Genomic DNA, 15,607 nt, shown 5'->3' with positions numbered 1-15,607 from the left:
CTGCTTTGCGGATGAGGGTTTTCTTATTTTGTGCTATACTTAAGGTATGCATAGAAAAACAGTGATTGATTTTAGGGCTTTGGGGGAGAGATACACCTTTACCCAGCCTATCAAAGAGTTAAAAACGAGAAATGTAGCAGAAGTGGCAGATTTGCTGGCACAAGTGGAAAGCTACCAAGAGCAGGGCTACTATGTGGTGGGCTATATCAGCTACGAGGCTGCACCTGCTTTTGAGGAAAAATTAGCAGTTCACAAGGCCCCTTTATTGGACGAGTATTTGCTTTATTTTACTGTTCATGATAGGGTAGAAACATCCCCTATTCCTTTTACTTATGAGGAAATAGATCTGCCTTCAAACTGGCAGGAAGTAACGTCTGCAGCAAACTATGAAAAGGCTATTGTACAGATACATCATCATTTGCGGCAGGGGGATACCTACCAGGTCAACTATACCGTCCAACTCAAGCAAGATTTAAGTGCTAATCCGTTTGCCATCTACAATCGCATGGTGGTAGAGCAGGAGGCGGGCTACAATGCCTATGTTGAACATGACGAGATGGCAGTGATTTCCATGAGCCCGGAGCTCTTTTTTGAGCAAAATGACCGTGAATTGACGACGCGACCAATGAAGGGAACGACTCAGCGTGGCATGACTGACCAAGAAGACTTGGAGCAGGCCAGTTGGTTGGAACAGGACCCCAAAAATCGCTCTGAAAATATGATGATTGTGGACCTCTTGCGCAATGATATGAACCGTATTTCTGAGGTGGGGAGTGAGCACGTGGAGCGTCTTTGCCAAGTAGAACAGTATTCAACGGTTTGGCAGATGACTTCGACTATCAAGAGTCGGTTGCGAGAGGATGTGGACCTTGTTGAAATCTTCCGTTCTCTCTTTCCTTGCGGTTCCATAACGGGAGCACCCAAAATTGCGACAATGGAGATTATCAAGGACTTGGAGCCACAACCGCGCGGAGTCTACTGTGGAACGATTGGTCTCTTGCTTCCAAATGGGCGACGGATTTTCAATGTAGCCATTCGGACCATTCAATTGCATCAAGAAAAAGCCATATATGGAGTGGGTGGTGGCATTACTTGGGATAGCACTTGGGAATCTGAATACCGAGAGGTTCATCAAAAGGCAGCTGTTCTCTATCGTAAGCAAGCTCGTTTCCAAATAATTACAACTGGAAAAATCAGCCAAAAACAATTGCTGTTTGAAGAACAACATTTGGAAAGACTGAGAAAAGCTAGTCGATATTTTGCTTACCCTTTTGACCCAGAAATTTTGAGACAAAAGATAGAAGAAGAGTGTCAGGATTGTGAAGTTAATCAAGATTACCGCTTGCGAATTTCTCTCAGCAAATCTGGAAAGATAGAACTCAGTCGTCAAATCCTAAACCCCCTTAGTTCGCATTTCTGCCAGGCCAAACTTTGTCTGCAGGAATCCAATTTGCAACAAGCCTTTACCTACTTCAAAACGACTCACCGACCGCATTTGAATCTAGGGGAGCAAGAGATTATTTACCACAATAAGTCTGGAGAACTTCTTGAAACCTCTATAGGAAATTTGGTTCTGAAAATCGCTGGAAAACTCTACACACCGCCTATTCGACTTGGAATCTTGCCGGGAATTTACCGTCAGCATTTGCTGGAAAGAGGACAGGTAGAAGAGAAAGTCTTGACCTTGGCAGACTTAGTCCAAGCAGAAGCTATTTACGGCTGTAATGCAGTGAGAGGCTTGTATGAGTTATTTATTCAAAAATAAAAATTGTAATGAAAAGTTATAAGAACTAGGATTGATTTTTCCTTGAATTGAAGAAATAAATCTGATAAAATAAACATGAAATCGATATCATAATTATGGGAGAAAAAGATGAACAAACGTCTATTTTTAAAAATAAGTCTGGCGACATTGCCAGTTTTGGCTTTGTTTTCACAACCAGTTTTAGCAGAAGAAAACATCCATTTTTCTAGCTGTATGGAAGCTTGGGCTAATGGCTATTCGGATCTTCATGAGGGGGATCCTGGTTATTCTGCCAAGTTAGACCGCGATCATGATGGTGTGGCTTGCGAATTGAAAAATGCTCCTAAGGGTGCCTTTAAAGCAAAACAAGCAACTGCGGCTCAAACCAACACAACTTCATCTACAACAAGTGGTTGGGTTAAGCAGGACGGTGCTTGGTACTACTTTGATGGAAATGGAAACCCAGTGAAAAATACTTGGCAAGGAAGTTATTACCTGAAAGCAGACGGTAAAATGGCCCAGAGCGAATGGATTTATGATGATTCTTATCAAGCTTGGTATTACTTGAAATCCGATGGATCTTATGCTTACAGTACATGGCAAGGAGCTTACTACCTTAAATCAAACGGTAAAATGGCTAAAGGTGAATGGGTTTATGACTCTTCTTACCAAGCCTGGTATTACTTGAAATCCGATGGTTCTTATGCTCGCAATGCTTGGCAAGGGAACTACTATTTGAAATCAGATGGTAAAATGGCTATCAATGAATGGGTTTATGATGCTACCTATCAAGCTTGGTATTACTTGAAATCCGATGGATCTTATGCTTATAGTACATGGCAAGGAAATTACTATTTAAAATCGAATGGTAAAATGGCTGTCAATGAATGGGTTGATGGTGGACGTTATTATGTTGGAGCTGACGGAGTTTGGAAGGAAGGTCAAGCAAGCATAGCTTCTTCTAGTAATGATAGCAATAGTGAATATTCTGCTGCTTTAGGAAAGGCAAAAAGTTATAATTCGTTATTCCACATGTCAAAAAAACGTATGTATAGACAATTAACTTCTGATTTTGATAAATTTTCAAATGATGCAGCTCAATATGCGGTTGATCATTTAGAAGCCGATTATAAATATAATGCCTTATTTAATGCTAAGAACTATAGAAAATTATTTAATATGTCTAAGTCTCGTCTCATCAATCAATTGACCTCTTCTATAGATGGCTTTACAGAGGAAGAAGCTAACTATGCAATTAATCATTTAGATGACTAACAGATACTGGTAGGCGAAAAATTCCTTATAATTCATTCACGCAAACCTTTGCATAAATGAGTGAATTTTGTTATACTAGTACTGTAAGCATTTTCAATTAATTCATAATGAAAAAGGAGAATATGATGAGTCAAAAGATTATTGGGATTGACCTTGGTGGAACTTCTATCAAATTTGCAATCTTAACAACAGCAGGAGAAATCCAAGAAAAATGGTCTATCAAGACTAATATTTTGGATGACGGAAGTCATATCGTTGATGATATGATTGAGTCTATTCAACACCGTTTGGACTTGCTTGGATTGGTAGCAGCGGACTTCCAAGGTATTGGAATGGGATCACCAGGTGTGGTTGACCGTGAAAAAGGAACTGTTATTGGTGCCTACAACTTGAACTGGAAAACCCTTCAACCAATCAAAGAGAAGATTGAAAAAGCCTTGGGTATTCCATTTTTCATCGATAATGATGCTAACGTAGCAGCTCTTGGTGAACGTTGGATGGGTGCTGGAGATAACCAACCAGATGTTGTCTTTATGACACTCGGTACAGGTGTTGGTGGCGGTATCGTCGCAGAAGGCAAATTGCTTCATGGTGTTGCTGGTGCAGCAGGTGAGCTTGGCCACATCACTGTTGACTTTGACCAACCAATCGCATGTACCTGTGGTAAAAAAGGCTGTCTTGAGACAGTTGCTTCAGCAACAGGAATTGTCAACTTGACTCGTCGCTATGCCGATGAATACGAAGGCGATGCAGCCTTGAAACGCTTGATTGATAACGGAGAAGAAGTAACTGCTAAGACTGTCTTTGATCTCGCAAAAGAAGGAGACGACCTTGCTTTGATCGTTTACCGTAACTTCTCACGCTACTTGGGAATCGCTTGTGCCAACATCGGTTCAATCCTCAACCCATCAACAATCGTTATCGGTGGTGGTGTATCAGCTGCGGGAGAATTCCTTCTACAAGGTGTTCAAAAAGTCTACGACGAAAATAGCTTCCCACAAGTACGCACATCCACTAAATTGGCTCTTGCAACTCTAGGAAATGACGCTGGAGTTATCGGAGCAGCATCACTTGTATTGCAGTAAAATAAAAAAGGAGAAAATTGCTTTCCAGAAGCGAGTGATTTTCCTCCTTTCTTTTTTTATGCTATACTAGTTAGGACAATAAATGAGGTGAGAGAGAATGACAAAAGCAGATACGATTTTTAAAGAAAATATTGAACGAATCCTCAAAGATGGTGTTTTTTCTGAGCAGGCCCGTCCCAAGTACAAGGATGGAACTGTTGCCAATTCCAAGTATGTAACGGGTGCCTTTTCCGAGTACGACTTATCTAAAGGAGAATTCCCCATCACAACCTTGCGTCCTATTGCCATCAAATCAGCTATCAAAGAAGTGCTCTGGATTTACCAAGACCAGTCCAATAGCCTAGAAGTGCTCAATGACAAGTACAATGTTCACTACTGGAATGACTGGGAAGTGGGTGATACTGGAACCATTGGTGAGCGCTATGGTGCCGTTGTTAAGAAACACGATATCATCAATAAGCTTCTCAAGCAGTTGGAAGCCAACCCTTGGAACCGTCGCAATATCATATCACTCTGGGATTACCAAGCTTTCGAAGAAACCGATGGACTGCTCCCATGTGCCTTTCAGACCATGTTTGATGTCCGCCGTATAGATGGGGAAATTTATCTGGATGCGACCTTGACCCAGCGTTCTAATGATATGCTAGTGGCCCACCACATCAATGCTATGCAGTATGTGGCTCTTCAAATGATGATTGCCAAGCATTTTGGCTGGAAGGTTGGGAAGTTCTTCTACTTTATCAACAACCTTCATATCTATGACAATCAATTTGAACAAGCAGAGGAATTGCTTCGTCGGGAGCCGTCAAACTGCCAACCACGTTTGGTATTGAATGTGCCAGATAAGACCAATTTCTTTGATATTAAAGCAGAAGATTTTGAGTTGGTGGATTATGACCCTGTCAAGCCACAGTTGAAGTTTGACCTAGCAATTTAATACTTTTCGAAAATCTCTTCAAACCACGTCAGCGTCGCTTCATCTACAACCTCAAAACCATGTATTGAGCTGACTTCGTCAGTTCTATCCACAATCTCAAAACAGTGCTTTGAGCAATCTGTGGCTAGCTTCCTAGTTTGCTCTTTGATTTTCATTGAGTATAAAAGAATAGAAAAAAGAAGTTGAGAAATAAATCCCAACTTCTTTTGTTTCTTAACGTGATACGCGACGACGAGCTGCTTTTTTACGGTTTTCTTCGATGAAAGCTGCTTTTTGCTCTTCTGGTTCGATTACTTTCTTTTTAAATGCGTATACCGCGCCTGCAAGTGCAGCGACAGTTCCTGCGACACCTGTTACAAGACCTTTAGCGAATCCTTTAGCCATGAGTCTTCCTCCTTTATATTCTCAATCAGCCAGCCTCTTCAAGAGGTCACATTTTTCTGACTGACCTTTTTGTGTTATAATAATAGTAACGAAAAAATGGGAATTTTTCAAGGAAAAAAGATGAAAACAAAAATAATTGTGATTGTTGGACCGACTGCTGTTGGAAAAACAGCCCTTGCCATTGAAGTGGCCAAGCGTTTTAATGGCGAAGTGGTTAGTGGAGATAGCCAGCAAGTCTATCGAGGACTTGATATTGGGACGGCCAAGGCTAGTCCAGAAGAGCAGGCAGCTGTTCCCCATCATTTAATCGATGTTAGAGAGGTAACCGAGTCTTACTCGGCTTTTGATTTTGTTTCAGAAGCTAAGATGGCTATTGAGGATATTCACAGCCGTGGCAAGCTAGCCATTATAGCCGGTGGGACTGGGCTTTATATCCAGAGCTTGCTTGAAGGCTACCACCTAGGTGGGGAGACTCCCCATGAGGAAATTTTGGCCTATCGGGCTAGCTTGGAGCCTTATACAGATGAGGAATTAGCTCATCTTGTGGAGCAAGCTGGCCTTGAGATTCCCCAGTTTAATCGTCGTCGTGCTATGCGTGCCTTGGAAATCGCCCATTTTGGTCAGGATTTGGAAAATCAAGAGACCTTGTATGAACCATTGATTATCTGCTTGGATGATGAACGCAGTCAATTATATGAACGTATCAATCACCGAGTGGACCTGATGTTTGAAGCTGGACTTCTAGACGAAGCCAAGTGGTTGTTTGACCATTATCCAGATGTGCAGGCTGCTAAAGGAATTGGCTATAAGGAACTCTTTCCTTATTTCTGTGGAGAGCAGACCTTGGAGGAAGCTAGTGAGAGTCTCAAACAGGCGACCCGCCGTTTTGCCAAGCGTCAGTTAACCTGGTTCCGTAATCGCATGCAGGTCACCTTTTATCAGATTGGAGAAGCTGGTGTGCAAGACCGCATTTTAAGCCAGATAGAGGAGTTTTTAGATGATTGAAACGGAGAAAAAAGAGGAACGCGTCTTGTTGATTGGTGTGGAATTGCAGGGCATGGACAATTTTGATCTTTCCATGGAAGAATTGGCTAGTTTAGCGAAAACGGCAGGGGCAGTTGTTGTAGATAGCTACAGACAAAAACGTGAAAAGTATGACTCCAAGACCTTCGTCGGCTCTGGTAAGTTGGAAGAGATTGCCCTTATGGTGGATGCAGAAGAAATTACTACTGTCATTGTCAACAACCGTTTGACTCCACGGCAAAATGTCAATCTAGAAGAAGTTCTGGGTGTTAAGGTGATTGACCGTATGCAGTTGATTTTGGATATCTTTGCCATGCGGGCTCGAAGCCATGAAGGGAAGCTACAAGTCCACCTAGCCCAGCTCAAATATCTCTTGCCTCGCTTGGTTGGTCAGGGAATTATGCTCAGTCGTCAGGCAGGGGGAATTGGTTCCCGTGGACCTGGTGAAAGCCAGCTGGAGCTGAACCGTCGTAGCGTTCGCAACCAAATCACGGATATCGAGCGCCAGCTCAAGGTGGTTGAGAAAAATCGGGCGACAGTTCGAGAAAAACGTCTGGAGTCAAGCACCTTTAAGATTGGTTTGATTGGTTATACCAATGCTGGGAAGTCAACCATCATGAACACCTTGACCAGCAAGACCCAGTATGAAGCAGATGAATTATTTGCGACTCTGGACGCGACGACTAAGAGTATCCATCTGGGAGGCAATCTTCAAGTAACTTTGACAGATACAGTTGGCTTTATCCAAGATTTGCCGACAGAGTTGGTATCCAGTTTCAAGTCGACCTTGGAAGAAAGCAAGCATGTAGACCTTCTGGTTCATGTTATCGATGCCAGCAATCCTTACCACGAAGAGCATGAAAAAACAGTTCTGTCCATCATGAAAGATCTGGACATGGAAGATATTCCTCGTCTGACCCTTTATAATAAAGCGGATTTGGTGGAGGATTTCACGCCTACCCAAACGCCTTATGCCCTCATTTCTGCCAAGTCTGAGGATAGTCGTGAGAATTTGCAGGCTTTGTTTTTAGAGAAAATCAAGGATATTTTTGAATCTTTTACCCTGCGCGTGCCTTTTTCAAAGTCCTATAAGATTCATGATTTAGAAAGTGTTGCGATTCTTGAAGAACGCGATTATCAGGAGGACGGCGAAGTAATTACAGGCTACATTTCCGAGAAAAATAAATGGAGGTTAGAGGAATTTTATGACTGATATTAAAACGTTGGCTCTAAAATATGGGGGCTATACAAGTCTGGATAAGGTCTATCTGGATCAACTTCTAGCTGGTAGAACAGAGCAAGAGCAGTTGGCACTGATCACTCCTCCACCTAGCGTGGTCAATGCTTACTTTGCAGAACTCTACCAGAAAAAAAGTCCTGAGGCTGCGACGGATTATTTTGCAGAAGTCAGTCAGGAACTGAATCTCTACAATGCTGATCCAAGTTTCACCTTAGAAAACAAGCCCTTTATTCGCCTAAATCTGTCTGGTAAATCCTTTGGTTTTTGTTATGAGAGTGAGGGACTGGGTAGAATTTTCTCTGAAAATGAGGAGAAGATTTCAGATGACTTGCTCTTTGAGATTGCGCAAATTTTCCCCCATCAACTAGTCTTTGAAGAATCTGGCAAGATTTACATGAAGGCTGTTGGAGATGAGGAAGTTGTTAGCATGGATAGTCTCACAGCTTTGACTGATTTGGAAAGCTTGTCTGATGGTCGCAAGCGTCTTAAAGGTTACAGCCAAGAGGAGTTATTACAAGAAGCCACAGCTTTTTCTGGCAAGCGCTATTTCCGATCGGAAAATCGCATAGCTATGTTATATATTGATTAATTAGAAAGTATCGAATGGATATTCAATTTTTAGGAACGGGGGCTGGTCAGCCCTCTAAAGCCCGCAATGTCTCCAGTCTCGCCCTGAAACTCTTGGACGAGATTAACGAAGTCTGGCTCTTTGACTGTGGAGAAGGTACGCAAAATCGCATTCTGGAAACCACAATTCGACCACGTAAGGTCAGCAAAATCTTTATCACCCACCTGCATGGAGACCACATTTTTGGCTTGCCAGGTTTCCTTTCTAGTCGTGCCTTTCAGGCCAATGAAGAGCAGACAGATTTGGAGATCTATGGACCGCAAGGGATCAAGTCATTTGTCTTAACCAGTCTTCGTGTGTCAGGTTCGCGCCTGCCTTACCGTATTCATTTTCATGAGTTTGACCAAGATTCTTTAGGAAAAATCCTTGAGACCGATAAATTCACTGTGTATGCAGAGGAGCTGGATCATACTATTTTCTGTGTTGGCTATCGTGTCATTCAAAAGGACTTGGAAGGAACGCTGGATGCTGAAAAACTCAAGGCGGCAGGTGTCCCATTTGGCCCACTTTTTGGGAAAATCAAAAACGGTCAGGACGTTGTTTTAGAAGATGGGACTGAAATCAAGGCAGCAGACTATATCTCAGCCCCACGTCCAGGTAAAATTATCACTATTTTAGGAGACACTCGAAAAACGGATGCCAGTGTGCGTCTGGCTGTCAATGCCGATGTCCTTGTCCATGAATCGACTTATGGCAAGGGTGATGAAAAAATTGCTCGTAACCATGGCCACTCTACTAATATGCAAGCTGCACAAGTAGCAGTAGAAGCAGGTGCCAAACGCCTCTTGCTCAACCACATCAGTGCTCGTTTTCTCTCAAAAGATATCAGCAAGCTCAAAAAAGACGCTGCTAGTGTTTTTGAAAATGTCCATGTGGTCAAAGACTTGGAAGAAGTGGAAATCTAAAAGATTGGGGAAGGATAAGTATGCCTACTATTTTCATTACCGGAGCTAGCGGTGGCCTAGCCCAAGAAATGGTCAAACTCTTGCAAAATGACCAACTCATCTTGCTTGGTAGAAATAAGGAAAAATTAGCCCAACTCTACGGAGACCATCCCCATGCAGAATTGATTGAAATCGATATTACCGATGATTCAGCCTTAGAAACTCTGGTAGCAGACCTCTATCACCGCTATGGCAAGATTGATGTTTTGATAAACAACGCTGGTTACGGGATCTTTGAGGAATTTGACCAGATTTCCGACCAAGATATTCATCAGATGTTTGAGGTCAATACCTTTGCCCTGATGAATCTATCTCGTCGTCTTGCGGCTCGAATGAAGGAAAGTCGAAAAGGCCATATCATCAATATTGTTAGTATGGCAGGTTTGATTGCTACTGGCAAGTCCAGTCTTTACTCAGCGACTAAGTTTGCGGCTATTGGTTTTTCAAATGCTTTGCGCCTCGAACTTATGCCCTATGGAGTCTATGTGACAACAGTCAATCCAGGTCCAATCCGCACTGGATTTTTTGACCAGGCCGATCCAGATGGAACCTATCTCAAGTCGGTTGACCGCTTCCTGCTAGAACCAGATGCAGTGGCTAAAAAGATTGTCAAGATTATAGGAAAAAACAAACGAGAACTCAATCTTCCTGTCTTGTTGAACCTAGCCCATAAGTTTTATACTCTCTTTCCCAAGCTAGCTGATAAGCTGGCAGGGGAAACTTTTAATTATAAATAAAAAAGTTGTTCCTAAAATGGAGCAACTTTTTTGATGATTAGAATAAATCAATTCCAGTCTTATTTAATGCATGGCAATGATAAGTGAAGGCGTTGATAAAATTAGAGTAGTATTGCTGATCAATAAATTTTGCGCTTTGAAGATAATTAAATAAATTTTTTGCTAAGGGAATAGCCTCAGGTTTATTCCATCTAAATTGATTGTAAACATGTTCAACTTCTAGGAACATGAGGGGAATAGCCAGGTAGCCTCGTTCGAAGGTCTGAAGTGATTTAATTTTTTTAATAATCTCATCAGCCTTTTGATAGTACCCCAGTTCAGAGAAGTATTTTGCGGAGAAAGTGAGAGCATTTAAAATACGGATGTAGGTGTCAGTATTAGCACTTTCTTTGTACATAAGTAGTAATTGTTTGCTCATATGGTCAATAAGTTCCATAGGAGAATGATTGACGATGACGCGATAAATTTCAAGTTCGATGCTATTAAAGACATCCGATTTCATTAAATGATTGATAATGTTTTGAATTCTGGCAACAGTTTCTGGACTCTTTGCTATGGTTGGATAGTGTCTTAATTTAATAGATTTGAAAATCATTTCTGCTTGAAGTGGATTGTCTTTTAGATAGACATCAAATAATTTTTCGTATTCTTCAACATAAGTGAGGATATCTTCTTCATGGACCACATGTTTGCCAAATTCAATAGCAGGTAATTCTAAACAATCTCCACCTTTATTTGCATAGGCGAGAACAAAATCATTCCATTCAACTCCGATAACAATTAACAGTTTGGCAAAGTTTTCAAGTGAAATTCCCTTGTCTCCTTTTTCAAATTGACTTAGGAACTGTGGTGATACGATATCTGAGGCGGCTTCCTTTAGGCTGAGGCCTCGTGCTTCGCGCAGGTACTTAAATGTAGTTCCAAATGGATATAGGTTTTCCATAAATAGTCTCCTTATATACTTCTAAAACTATTATACAAAAATTTAGAGAAAAAATAGAGAAAAGAAAACTATAGTTACAAAATATTAGAATTCTATGCTATTTTTGTATTTTTTAAATAACATTGAAACTATAGTTTAAATGCCGAAAAATTTAAATATCTATTGTGGTATGATAAGGGAAAGAATGGAAAATAAAGTAAGCTTGTTATACTAGTATAACAAGGATTGACTTACCACTCAATCCTATTCTATCAGTCATTAAAGGAGAAAATGATGAAGAAACTGAAAACCCTCACAACTTCAACAGCTATTGCGCTTGCGTCTGTTGGTGTGCCTGCATTTGCTCAAGAAGCAACTACTACAACAGCAGTTGACACTACTGCTGTCAATGAACCAGCTCTTGTTTCAAAACCTGTAGCTGATGCAAAACCAGAAGTGAAGAAATCTTCTGATGTCAAGCCTGCTCTTGATGCTCAAACATCTACTATTAAGCAAGTTGAAGCTGAAAGCGAAACAGCAAAAGCTGAAGCTACTTCTGCTAACCAAGCTGTTACAACTACCGAAACTGCTTTGACAAGCGCTAAAGAGGACTTGAAGTCTGCGGAAGCAGTTAAAGCCAATGCTACAGAAGAAAATATCACTGCTACAAAAGCAAAACAAGACACCAATGTAAAAGCTCAAGAAGCCAATCAAAAAGCAACTGAAGCGTCTACTGAAGCAATTAAAGCACAAACTGAGACTGTAGCGACTGAAACAGCTAACGTTGCCAGCGCAACAAGTAAGAAAGTTGAAGCTGATAAAACAGTAACCGCTAAAGAAGCTAATGTAAAATCAGCTGAAGACGCGCTAAATGGTTCAGGACTTGGTGAAGCTAAAGCCTCTCTTGCCCAAGCTGAAAAAGATATTGAACAAGCAAATTCAAATATCTCAAGCGCAACAACAGCTGTCGAAACTGCTAAGAAAGCAGATAGCAACCGAGCAGATGCCATCAAACAAGCTGAGAACAATGTAAATGTCAAAAATGACGCCTTGAAATTAGCTAAAGAAATGATGGACGCCGACCAAAATAAAGTTGAATCCATCCAAGAAAAAGCAGATGCTACAGCCTCTAAAGAAAAAGAAGCTCAAACTGCCTTCGATGCACAGAAAGCTCGCTCTGGTGAAGCTGTTATTCATATGGGAAATCCAGTTCATCATTTGACAGATGAAGAAAAAGCTTATTATGGTCTTGATAAGAACGATATCACATTTAAAGATGCACTTAGCTATTATGCAAAAAACAGTTGGAAAGAAGATGGTAAAGCTAATCGTCTAATGATGCTTACATCTACTAAAATGTATAAAGCTCTTACAGTTGATTTCAACAAAAACGATGCCAATCGTAAAGTAGATATTGACCATTTAACAGATGCTGAAATTGCGGAAGTTAGTGATTTTTATGCTAAATTAGTAAATGTCTTGCAAGAAAATATGGGATATCCTACAACATATAGAGCTTATGCTGCTCAAGATACACTTGAACATAGTAAGAAAATGGCAAAAGCCTATGAAGCTCGTGGAACTGACCCTGCTGTGGCTGGTCATATTCGCGAAAACAATGGTGTAGAAAACTTAGCTTCAATTTATGCTAGTGATGATATTTCAACAATGCAAGATTTGAAAAACTCTGCATTACGTGCTTTCAAAAATTATTCATTCCTTGATAAACATGCTAATTGGGGACATTTGAATAACAACCTAAACGGTGGTGGTGTTGCCATGACTGTTGCTAACATCAATGGTAAACGTTGGTTTGTCAACTCATTTGGTAGCGATGGTAAACACAAAATCAACCTAAACCAAGACCTTACCAAACTTGAAGCAAAACTAGCTGAAGCACAAAAACAAAACAGTCAAGCTCAAACTGCCCTTACAAATGCTAAAGCAGAATTGGCAGAAGCTTCACATAAATATGCTTCTGCACTTGACGCTAAAACAGAAGCTGAAAAAGAATTGGCAAGCAAAACAGCTAGTCCACTTCAAACAGAAGTTGCTGAAAAGAACTTGCAATTGGCAAACCTTGCTTTGAAAAATGCACAAGAACGTAAAGCAAACGCTGAAAAAGCTGTTGAAAACTTCTCAAGAAGCCAAGCAGAAAAAGAAACTGCTCTCGAAACAGCTAAAGATGAACTAGCTACAGCTAAAACTACTCAAAAAGATGCTGAAACTGCTCTTACAAATGCGCAAGCAAAATTGCAAGCTGAAGAAAACAAGTTGACAGCTCTTCAAACTGAACAAGCGAAGCTCCATGCAGAAAAAGACAAATTGGTGTCAGATGCCAAAGCGATTGCAACAGAATTGAGTGCTTATCTAAATGCAGATAAAAATCTTGCAGATGCGCAAGCAAAAGTAGCTGATTTGGAAACAAAATTGACTCAAGCAAAATCTACTGCAAAATTGGCACAAGATAAATTGGATGCAGTTACAGCTAAATTGCAAGCTGAACAAGCTAAATTAGCTGAAATCCAAGAAGAGTTTGATAAGTTAGTCAAGGCTGAAAGAAAGGACGACTACAATCTATCAGGTTGGTATTTGGAGTATCTTGCAGGGAAACAAGCGGATAAGAAAACAGATACAGAACTCAAGAAAGTAGAAGATGAAAAACCTTCACAAGATGGCAACTGGATTCAGTCAGCTGGTCGTTGGTGGTACAAACACGCTGACGGTTCATATACAACCAACGGTTGGGAACAAATCAAGGATAAATGGTACTACTTTGACCAAGTAGGTTGGATGCAAACTGGATGGGTCAAAACTGGTGACACATGGTATTACTTGAACAAGTCAGGCTCAATGGCTACAGATTGGGTAAAAGACAACGGTACATGGTATTACCTTAACAAGTCAGGTTCAATGGCTACAGGATGGGTAAAAGATAATGGTACATGGTATTACTTGAACAAGTCAGGCTCAATGGCTACAGGTTGGATAAAAGATAACGGTACATGGTATTACTTGAATAACTCAGGCTCAATGGCTACAGGATGGGTAAAAGATAATGGTTCATGGTACTATCTTGACAAGTCAGGTGCTATGGCTACAGGATGGGTAAAAGATAATGGTTCATGGTACTATCTTGACAAGTCAGGTGCTATGACAACAGGATGGTTTAAAGTTTCTGGTAAATGGTACTACGCCTATAGTTCAGGAGCTTTAGCAGTAAACACCACTACACCAGATGGCTATACAGTCAATACCAACGGTGAGTGGGTAGGATAAGGATGAGAAAAGGAATTTGAAATCATGAAAAATAAAAAAATATTAGTTAGTTCTTTATTAGCAGGTTCGTTGTTATCAGTGGGTCTTATGACTTCTAAACCAATGGAGGTTCATGCTTTAACAGATATGAGTGTCAAGGATACTCAAAATCCCTTGAAAATCACCTTAATACCGACAGCGGGAGGTTCTACATCGGCTACTCTTTTAGTTGACCTACAAAGAAGTTCCAACGTTAATGATAGTACTTCTCTCTATTTTGATATAGTTAATGAGAGTACTGGAACTTTGACTGAATCGCATTATTTTGGTAAATTTGATGGCAAGAATAGATTACAGTCGGGTATTAATTTACTTCTAGTAGAGGATGGCAATTATTATTTAGATATATATAGTGTAGATGATTTTGGAAAACGTTATTTTGGACGTTCAGAAATTTTTAGAATATCAGATAAGGAATACTATCCTATTAAGAAAGTAGAAGCACCCAAAGCTACTGAAGCTCCAAAACAAACCACTAGCTCTAACTCAGGTCAGACTGGTTGGTCAGGTTCTTCTTACTATAAAGCTGGTGTTAAAGTAGTCAATCAATGGATTTTTGATGTTCAGTACAATTCTTACTTCTACCTAAATGCTTCAGGTAACTTTGTTCAAAATGCTTGGTCAGGAAGTTATTACCTCAAATCAGGTGGTTACATGGCTAAGAGCGAGTGGATTTATGACAATAACTATAAATCATACTATTACTTGACAGCAGAGGGTAGCTATGCACGTAATACCTGGGCTGGAAGTTACTACCTTAAATCAGATGGTAAAATGGCCAAGAGTGAGTGGATTTATGATAGTAGCTACCAATCTTACTATTACCTAACGTCAGAAGGAAGCTATGCTCGTAACCAATGGGTAGGTGACTACTACCTCAAATCGAATGGTAAGATGGCAGTCAACGAACGTACCCCAGATGGCTACAAAGTAGATGGCTCAGGTAAGTGGGTAAAATAAGGAATTAGAGTTCAATATGGAAAATGTAATTGGTAAATTAAAAAGCTTATTTGAAACCAAACGTAAGGAGAGCATTGCAGGTTTAGTTGTAATTGCACTAGTGTTAATTTTTGGAATAAAGAAATTAACGACTGATCCCTTAGATGGAACTTATGAAATTTTAACAAAACGTGATCATTTAGTCATGGTGATTAAAGGAAATGCTGGGAACGTCACCTCTGAGGATTCAGACGGAGACAAAGAACAAAGACTAGTGAAAATTGATAAACAAAAGAAAGAATTGACAATCACAGACACTAAAGGAAGAAATTTAGGAAAAACAAAATATATGTTAAAAGATAAGGAACTTTATCTTCAAGAGCCAGATCAAACCTTTAACCGAGTAAAATAGACTACACATTAAAAGCTTA

At 40.4% G+C, this 15,607-nt stretch carries 14 protein-coding genes; 12 read left to right on the top strand and 2 right to left on the bottom strand.

The annotated features are described in order from the left end of the window. The first annotated feature begins 46 nt into the window (after positions 1–46). From pabB to QS39_RS09565, 4 genes are all read left to right on the top strand, one after another. The gene (gene pabB / locus QS39_RS09580) at positions 47–1,765 is read left to right on the top strand and encodes an aminodeoxychorismate synthase component I (RefSeq protein ID WP_077805366.1); all 1,719 of its coding nucleotides are present in this window, start codon (positions 47–49) and stop codon (positions 1,763–1,765) included. 108 nt (positions 1,766–1,873) lie between these two features. Continuing rightward, positions 1,874–3,019, top strand: coding sequence for an Ltp family lipoprotein (locus tag QS39_RS09575; RefSeq protein ID WP_077805365.1), 1,146 nt, complete (start codon positions 1,874–1,876; stop codon positions 3,017–3,019). Positions 3,020–3,144: 125 nt separating this feature from the next. Further along, positions 3,145–4,104, top strand: coding sequence for an ROK family glucokinase (locus QS39_RS09570; RefSeq protein ID WP_077805364.1), 960 nt, complete (start codon positions 3,145–3,147; stop codon positions 4,102–4,104). Between the two features lie 97 nt (positions 4,105–4,201). Next, entirely contained in the window at positions 4,202–5,041 is an 840-nt protein-coding gene (locus QS39_RS09565) for a thymidylate synthase (RefSeq protein WP_077805363.1), read from the top strand. 213 nt (positions 5,042–5,254) lie between these two features. Here the strand turns inward: QS39_RS09565 and QS39_RS09555 are convergent, their stop codons facing one another. Continuing rightward, positions 5,255–5,425 (bottom strand): DUF3042 family protein, encoded by a 171-nt coding sequence (locus tag QS39_RS09555; RefSeq protein WP_001051777.1) that lies wholly within the window; start codon positions 5,423–5,425, stop codon positions 5,255–5,257. A gap of 120 nt (positions 5,426–5,545) precedes the next feature. On the opposite strand from QS39_RS09555, the gene miaA reads away from it, so the two are divergent. The 5 genes from miaA to QS39_RS09530 are packed head-to-tail and all read left to right on the top strand — an operon-like array spanning position 5,546 to position 9,997. Beyond that, positions 5,546–6,430 (top strand): tRNA (adenosine(37)-N6)-dimethylallyltransferase MiaA, encoded by an 885-nt coding sequence (gene miaA, locus QS39_RS09550; protein ID WP_031227725.1) that lies wholly within the window; start codon positions 5,546–5,548, stop codon positions 6,428–6,430. After that, positions 6,423–7,661 (top strand): GTPase HflX, encoded by a 1,239-nt coding sequence (gene hflX, locus QS39_RS09545; RefSeq protein WP_024057897.1) that lies wholly within the window; start codon positions 6,423–6,425, stop codon positions 7,659–7,661. Before miaA ends, hflX begins: the two co-directional genes overlap by 8 nt. Continuing rightward, complete coding sequence (locus QS39_RS09540) at positions 7,654–8,277, top strand: cystathionine beta-lyase (protein ID WP_077805362.1); 624 nt, start codon at positions 7,654–7,656, stop codon at positions 8,275–8,277. The genes hflX and QS39_RS09540 overlap by 8 nt, the downstream gene beginning before the upstream one ends. 14 nt (positions 8,278–8,291) lie before the next feature. Then, a complete protein-coding gene (gene rnz, locus QS39_RS09535) occupies positions 8,292–9,221 on the top strand; it encodes a ribonuclease Z (RefSeq protein WP_000354331.1) in 930 nt (309 codons plus the stop codon). Positions 9,222–9,241: 20 nt separating this feature from the next. Further along, the gene (locus tag QS39_RS09530) at positions 9,242–9,997 is read left to right on the top strand and encodes an SDR family NAD(P)-dependent oxidoreductase (RefSeq protein ID WP_077805361.1); all 756 of its coding nucleotides are present in this window, start codon (positions 9,242–9,244) and stop codon (positions 9,995–9,997) included. 37 nt (positions 9,998–10,034) lie between these two features. Here QS39_RS09530 and QS39_RS09525 read toward each other — a convergent pair whose 3' ends face one another. Beyond that, the gene (locus QS39_RS09525; protein ID WP_077805360.1) at positions 10,035–10,940 is read right to left on the bottom strand and encodes a helix-turn-helix domain-containing protein; all 906 of its coding nucleotides are present in this window, start codon (positions 10,938–10,940) and stop codon (positions 10,035–10,037) included. A gap of 273 nt (positions 10,941–11,213) precedes the next feature. On the opposite strand from QS39_RS09525, the gene QS39_RS11600 reads away from it, so the two are divergent. From QS39_RS11600 to QS39_RS09510, 3 genes are read left to right on the top strand one after another with little or no spacing between them, the layout of a single operon-like run. Continuing rightward, positions 11,214–14,198 carry an SEC10/PgrA surface exclusion domain-containing protein gene (locus QS39_RS11600; RefSeq protein ID WP_219335919.1) on the top strand — a complete coding sequence of 995 codons (2,985 nt, stop codon included), beginning with the start codon at positions 11,214–11,216 and terminating at the stop codon, positions 14,196–14,198. A 24-nt stretch (positions 14,199–14,222) separates the two neighbouring features. Continuing rightward, complete coding sequence (locus tag QS39_RS09515; RefSeq protein WP_000791275.1) at positions 14,223–15,197, top strand: PspC-like choline-binding domain-containing protein; 975 nt, start codon at positions 14,223–14,225, stop codon at positions 15,195–15,197. A 16-nt stretch (positions 15,198–15,213) separates the two neighbouring features. Beyond that, complete coding sequence (locus QS39_RS09510) at positions 15,214–15,588, top strand: hypothetical protein (RefSeq protein WP_077805359.1); 375 nt, start codon at positions 15,214–15,216, stop codon at positions 15,586–15,588. Positions 15,589–15,607 lie beyond the last annotated feature (19 nt).

This window comes from Streptococcus mitis (assembly GCF_002005545.1).
Classification (GTDB): Bacteria; Bacillota; Bacilli; order Lactobacillales; family Streptococcaceae; genus Streptococcus; species Streptococcus mitis_I.
The sequence above is the reverse complement of the archived record's forward strand: the minus strand, read 5'-3'. Positions and strand labels throughout refer to the sequence as shown.

Excerpts from the sequence above, each read along its gene's own strand:
- pabB (WP_077805366.1), top strand. The coding sequence starts at position 47 with ATGCATAGAAAAACAGTGATTGATTTTAGGGCTTTGGGGGAGAGATAC.
- QS39_RS09575 (WP_077805365.1), top strand. The coding sequence starts at position 1,874 with ATGAACAAACGTCTATTTTTAAAAATAAGTCTGGCGACATTGCCAGTT.
- QS39_RS09570 (WP_077805364.1), top strand. The coding sequence starts at position 3,145 with ATGAGTCAAAAGATTATTGGGATTGACCTTGGTGGAACTTCTATCAAA.
- QS39_RS09565 (WP_077805363.1), top strand. The coding sequence starts at position 4,202 with ATGACAAAAGCAGATACGATTTTTAAAGAAAATATTGAACGAATCCTC.
- QS39_RS09555 (WP_001051777.1), bottom strand. The coding sequence starts at position 5,425 with ATGGCTAAAGGATTCGCTAAAGGTCTTGTAACAGGTGTCGCAGGAACT.
- miaA (WP_031227725.1), top strand. The coding sequence starts at position 5,546 with ATGAAAACAAAAATAATTGTGATTGTTGGACCGACTGCTGTTGGAAAA.
- hflX (WP_024057897.1), top strand. The coding sequence starts at position 6,423 with ATGATTGAAACGGAGAAAAAAGAGGAACGCGTCTTGTTGATTGGTGTG.
- QS39_RS09540 (WP_077805362.1), top strand. The coding sequence starts at position 7,654 with ATGACTGATATTAAAACGTTGGCTCTAAAATATGGGGGCTATACAAGT.
- rnz (WP_000354331.1), top strand. The coding sequence starts at position 8,292 with ATGGATATTCAATTTTTAGGAACGGGGGCTGGTCAGCCCTCTAAAGCC.
- QS39_RS09530 (WP_077805361.1), top strand. The coding sequence starts at position 9,242 with ATGCCTACTATTTTCATTACCGGAGCTAGCGGTGGCCTAGCCCAAGAA.
- QS39_RS09525 (WP_077805360.1), bottom strand. The coding sequence starts at position 10,940 with ATGGAAAACCTATATCCATTTGGAACTACATTTAAGTACCTGCGCGAA.
- QS39_RS11600 (WP_219335919.1), top strand. The coding sequence starts at position 11,214 with ATGAAGAAACTGAAAACCCTCACAACTTCAACAGCTATTGCGCTTGCG.
- QS39_RS09515 (WP_000791275.1), top strand. The coding sequence starts at position 14,223 with ATGAAAAATAAAAAAATATTAGTTAGTTCTTTATTAGCAGGTTCGTTG.
- QS39_RS09510 (WP_077805359.1), top strand. The coding sequence starts at position 15,214 with ATGGAAAATGTAATTGGTAAATTAAAAAGCTTATTTGAAACCAAACGT.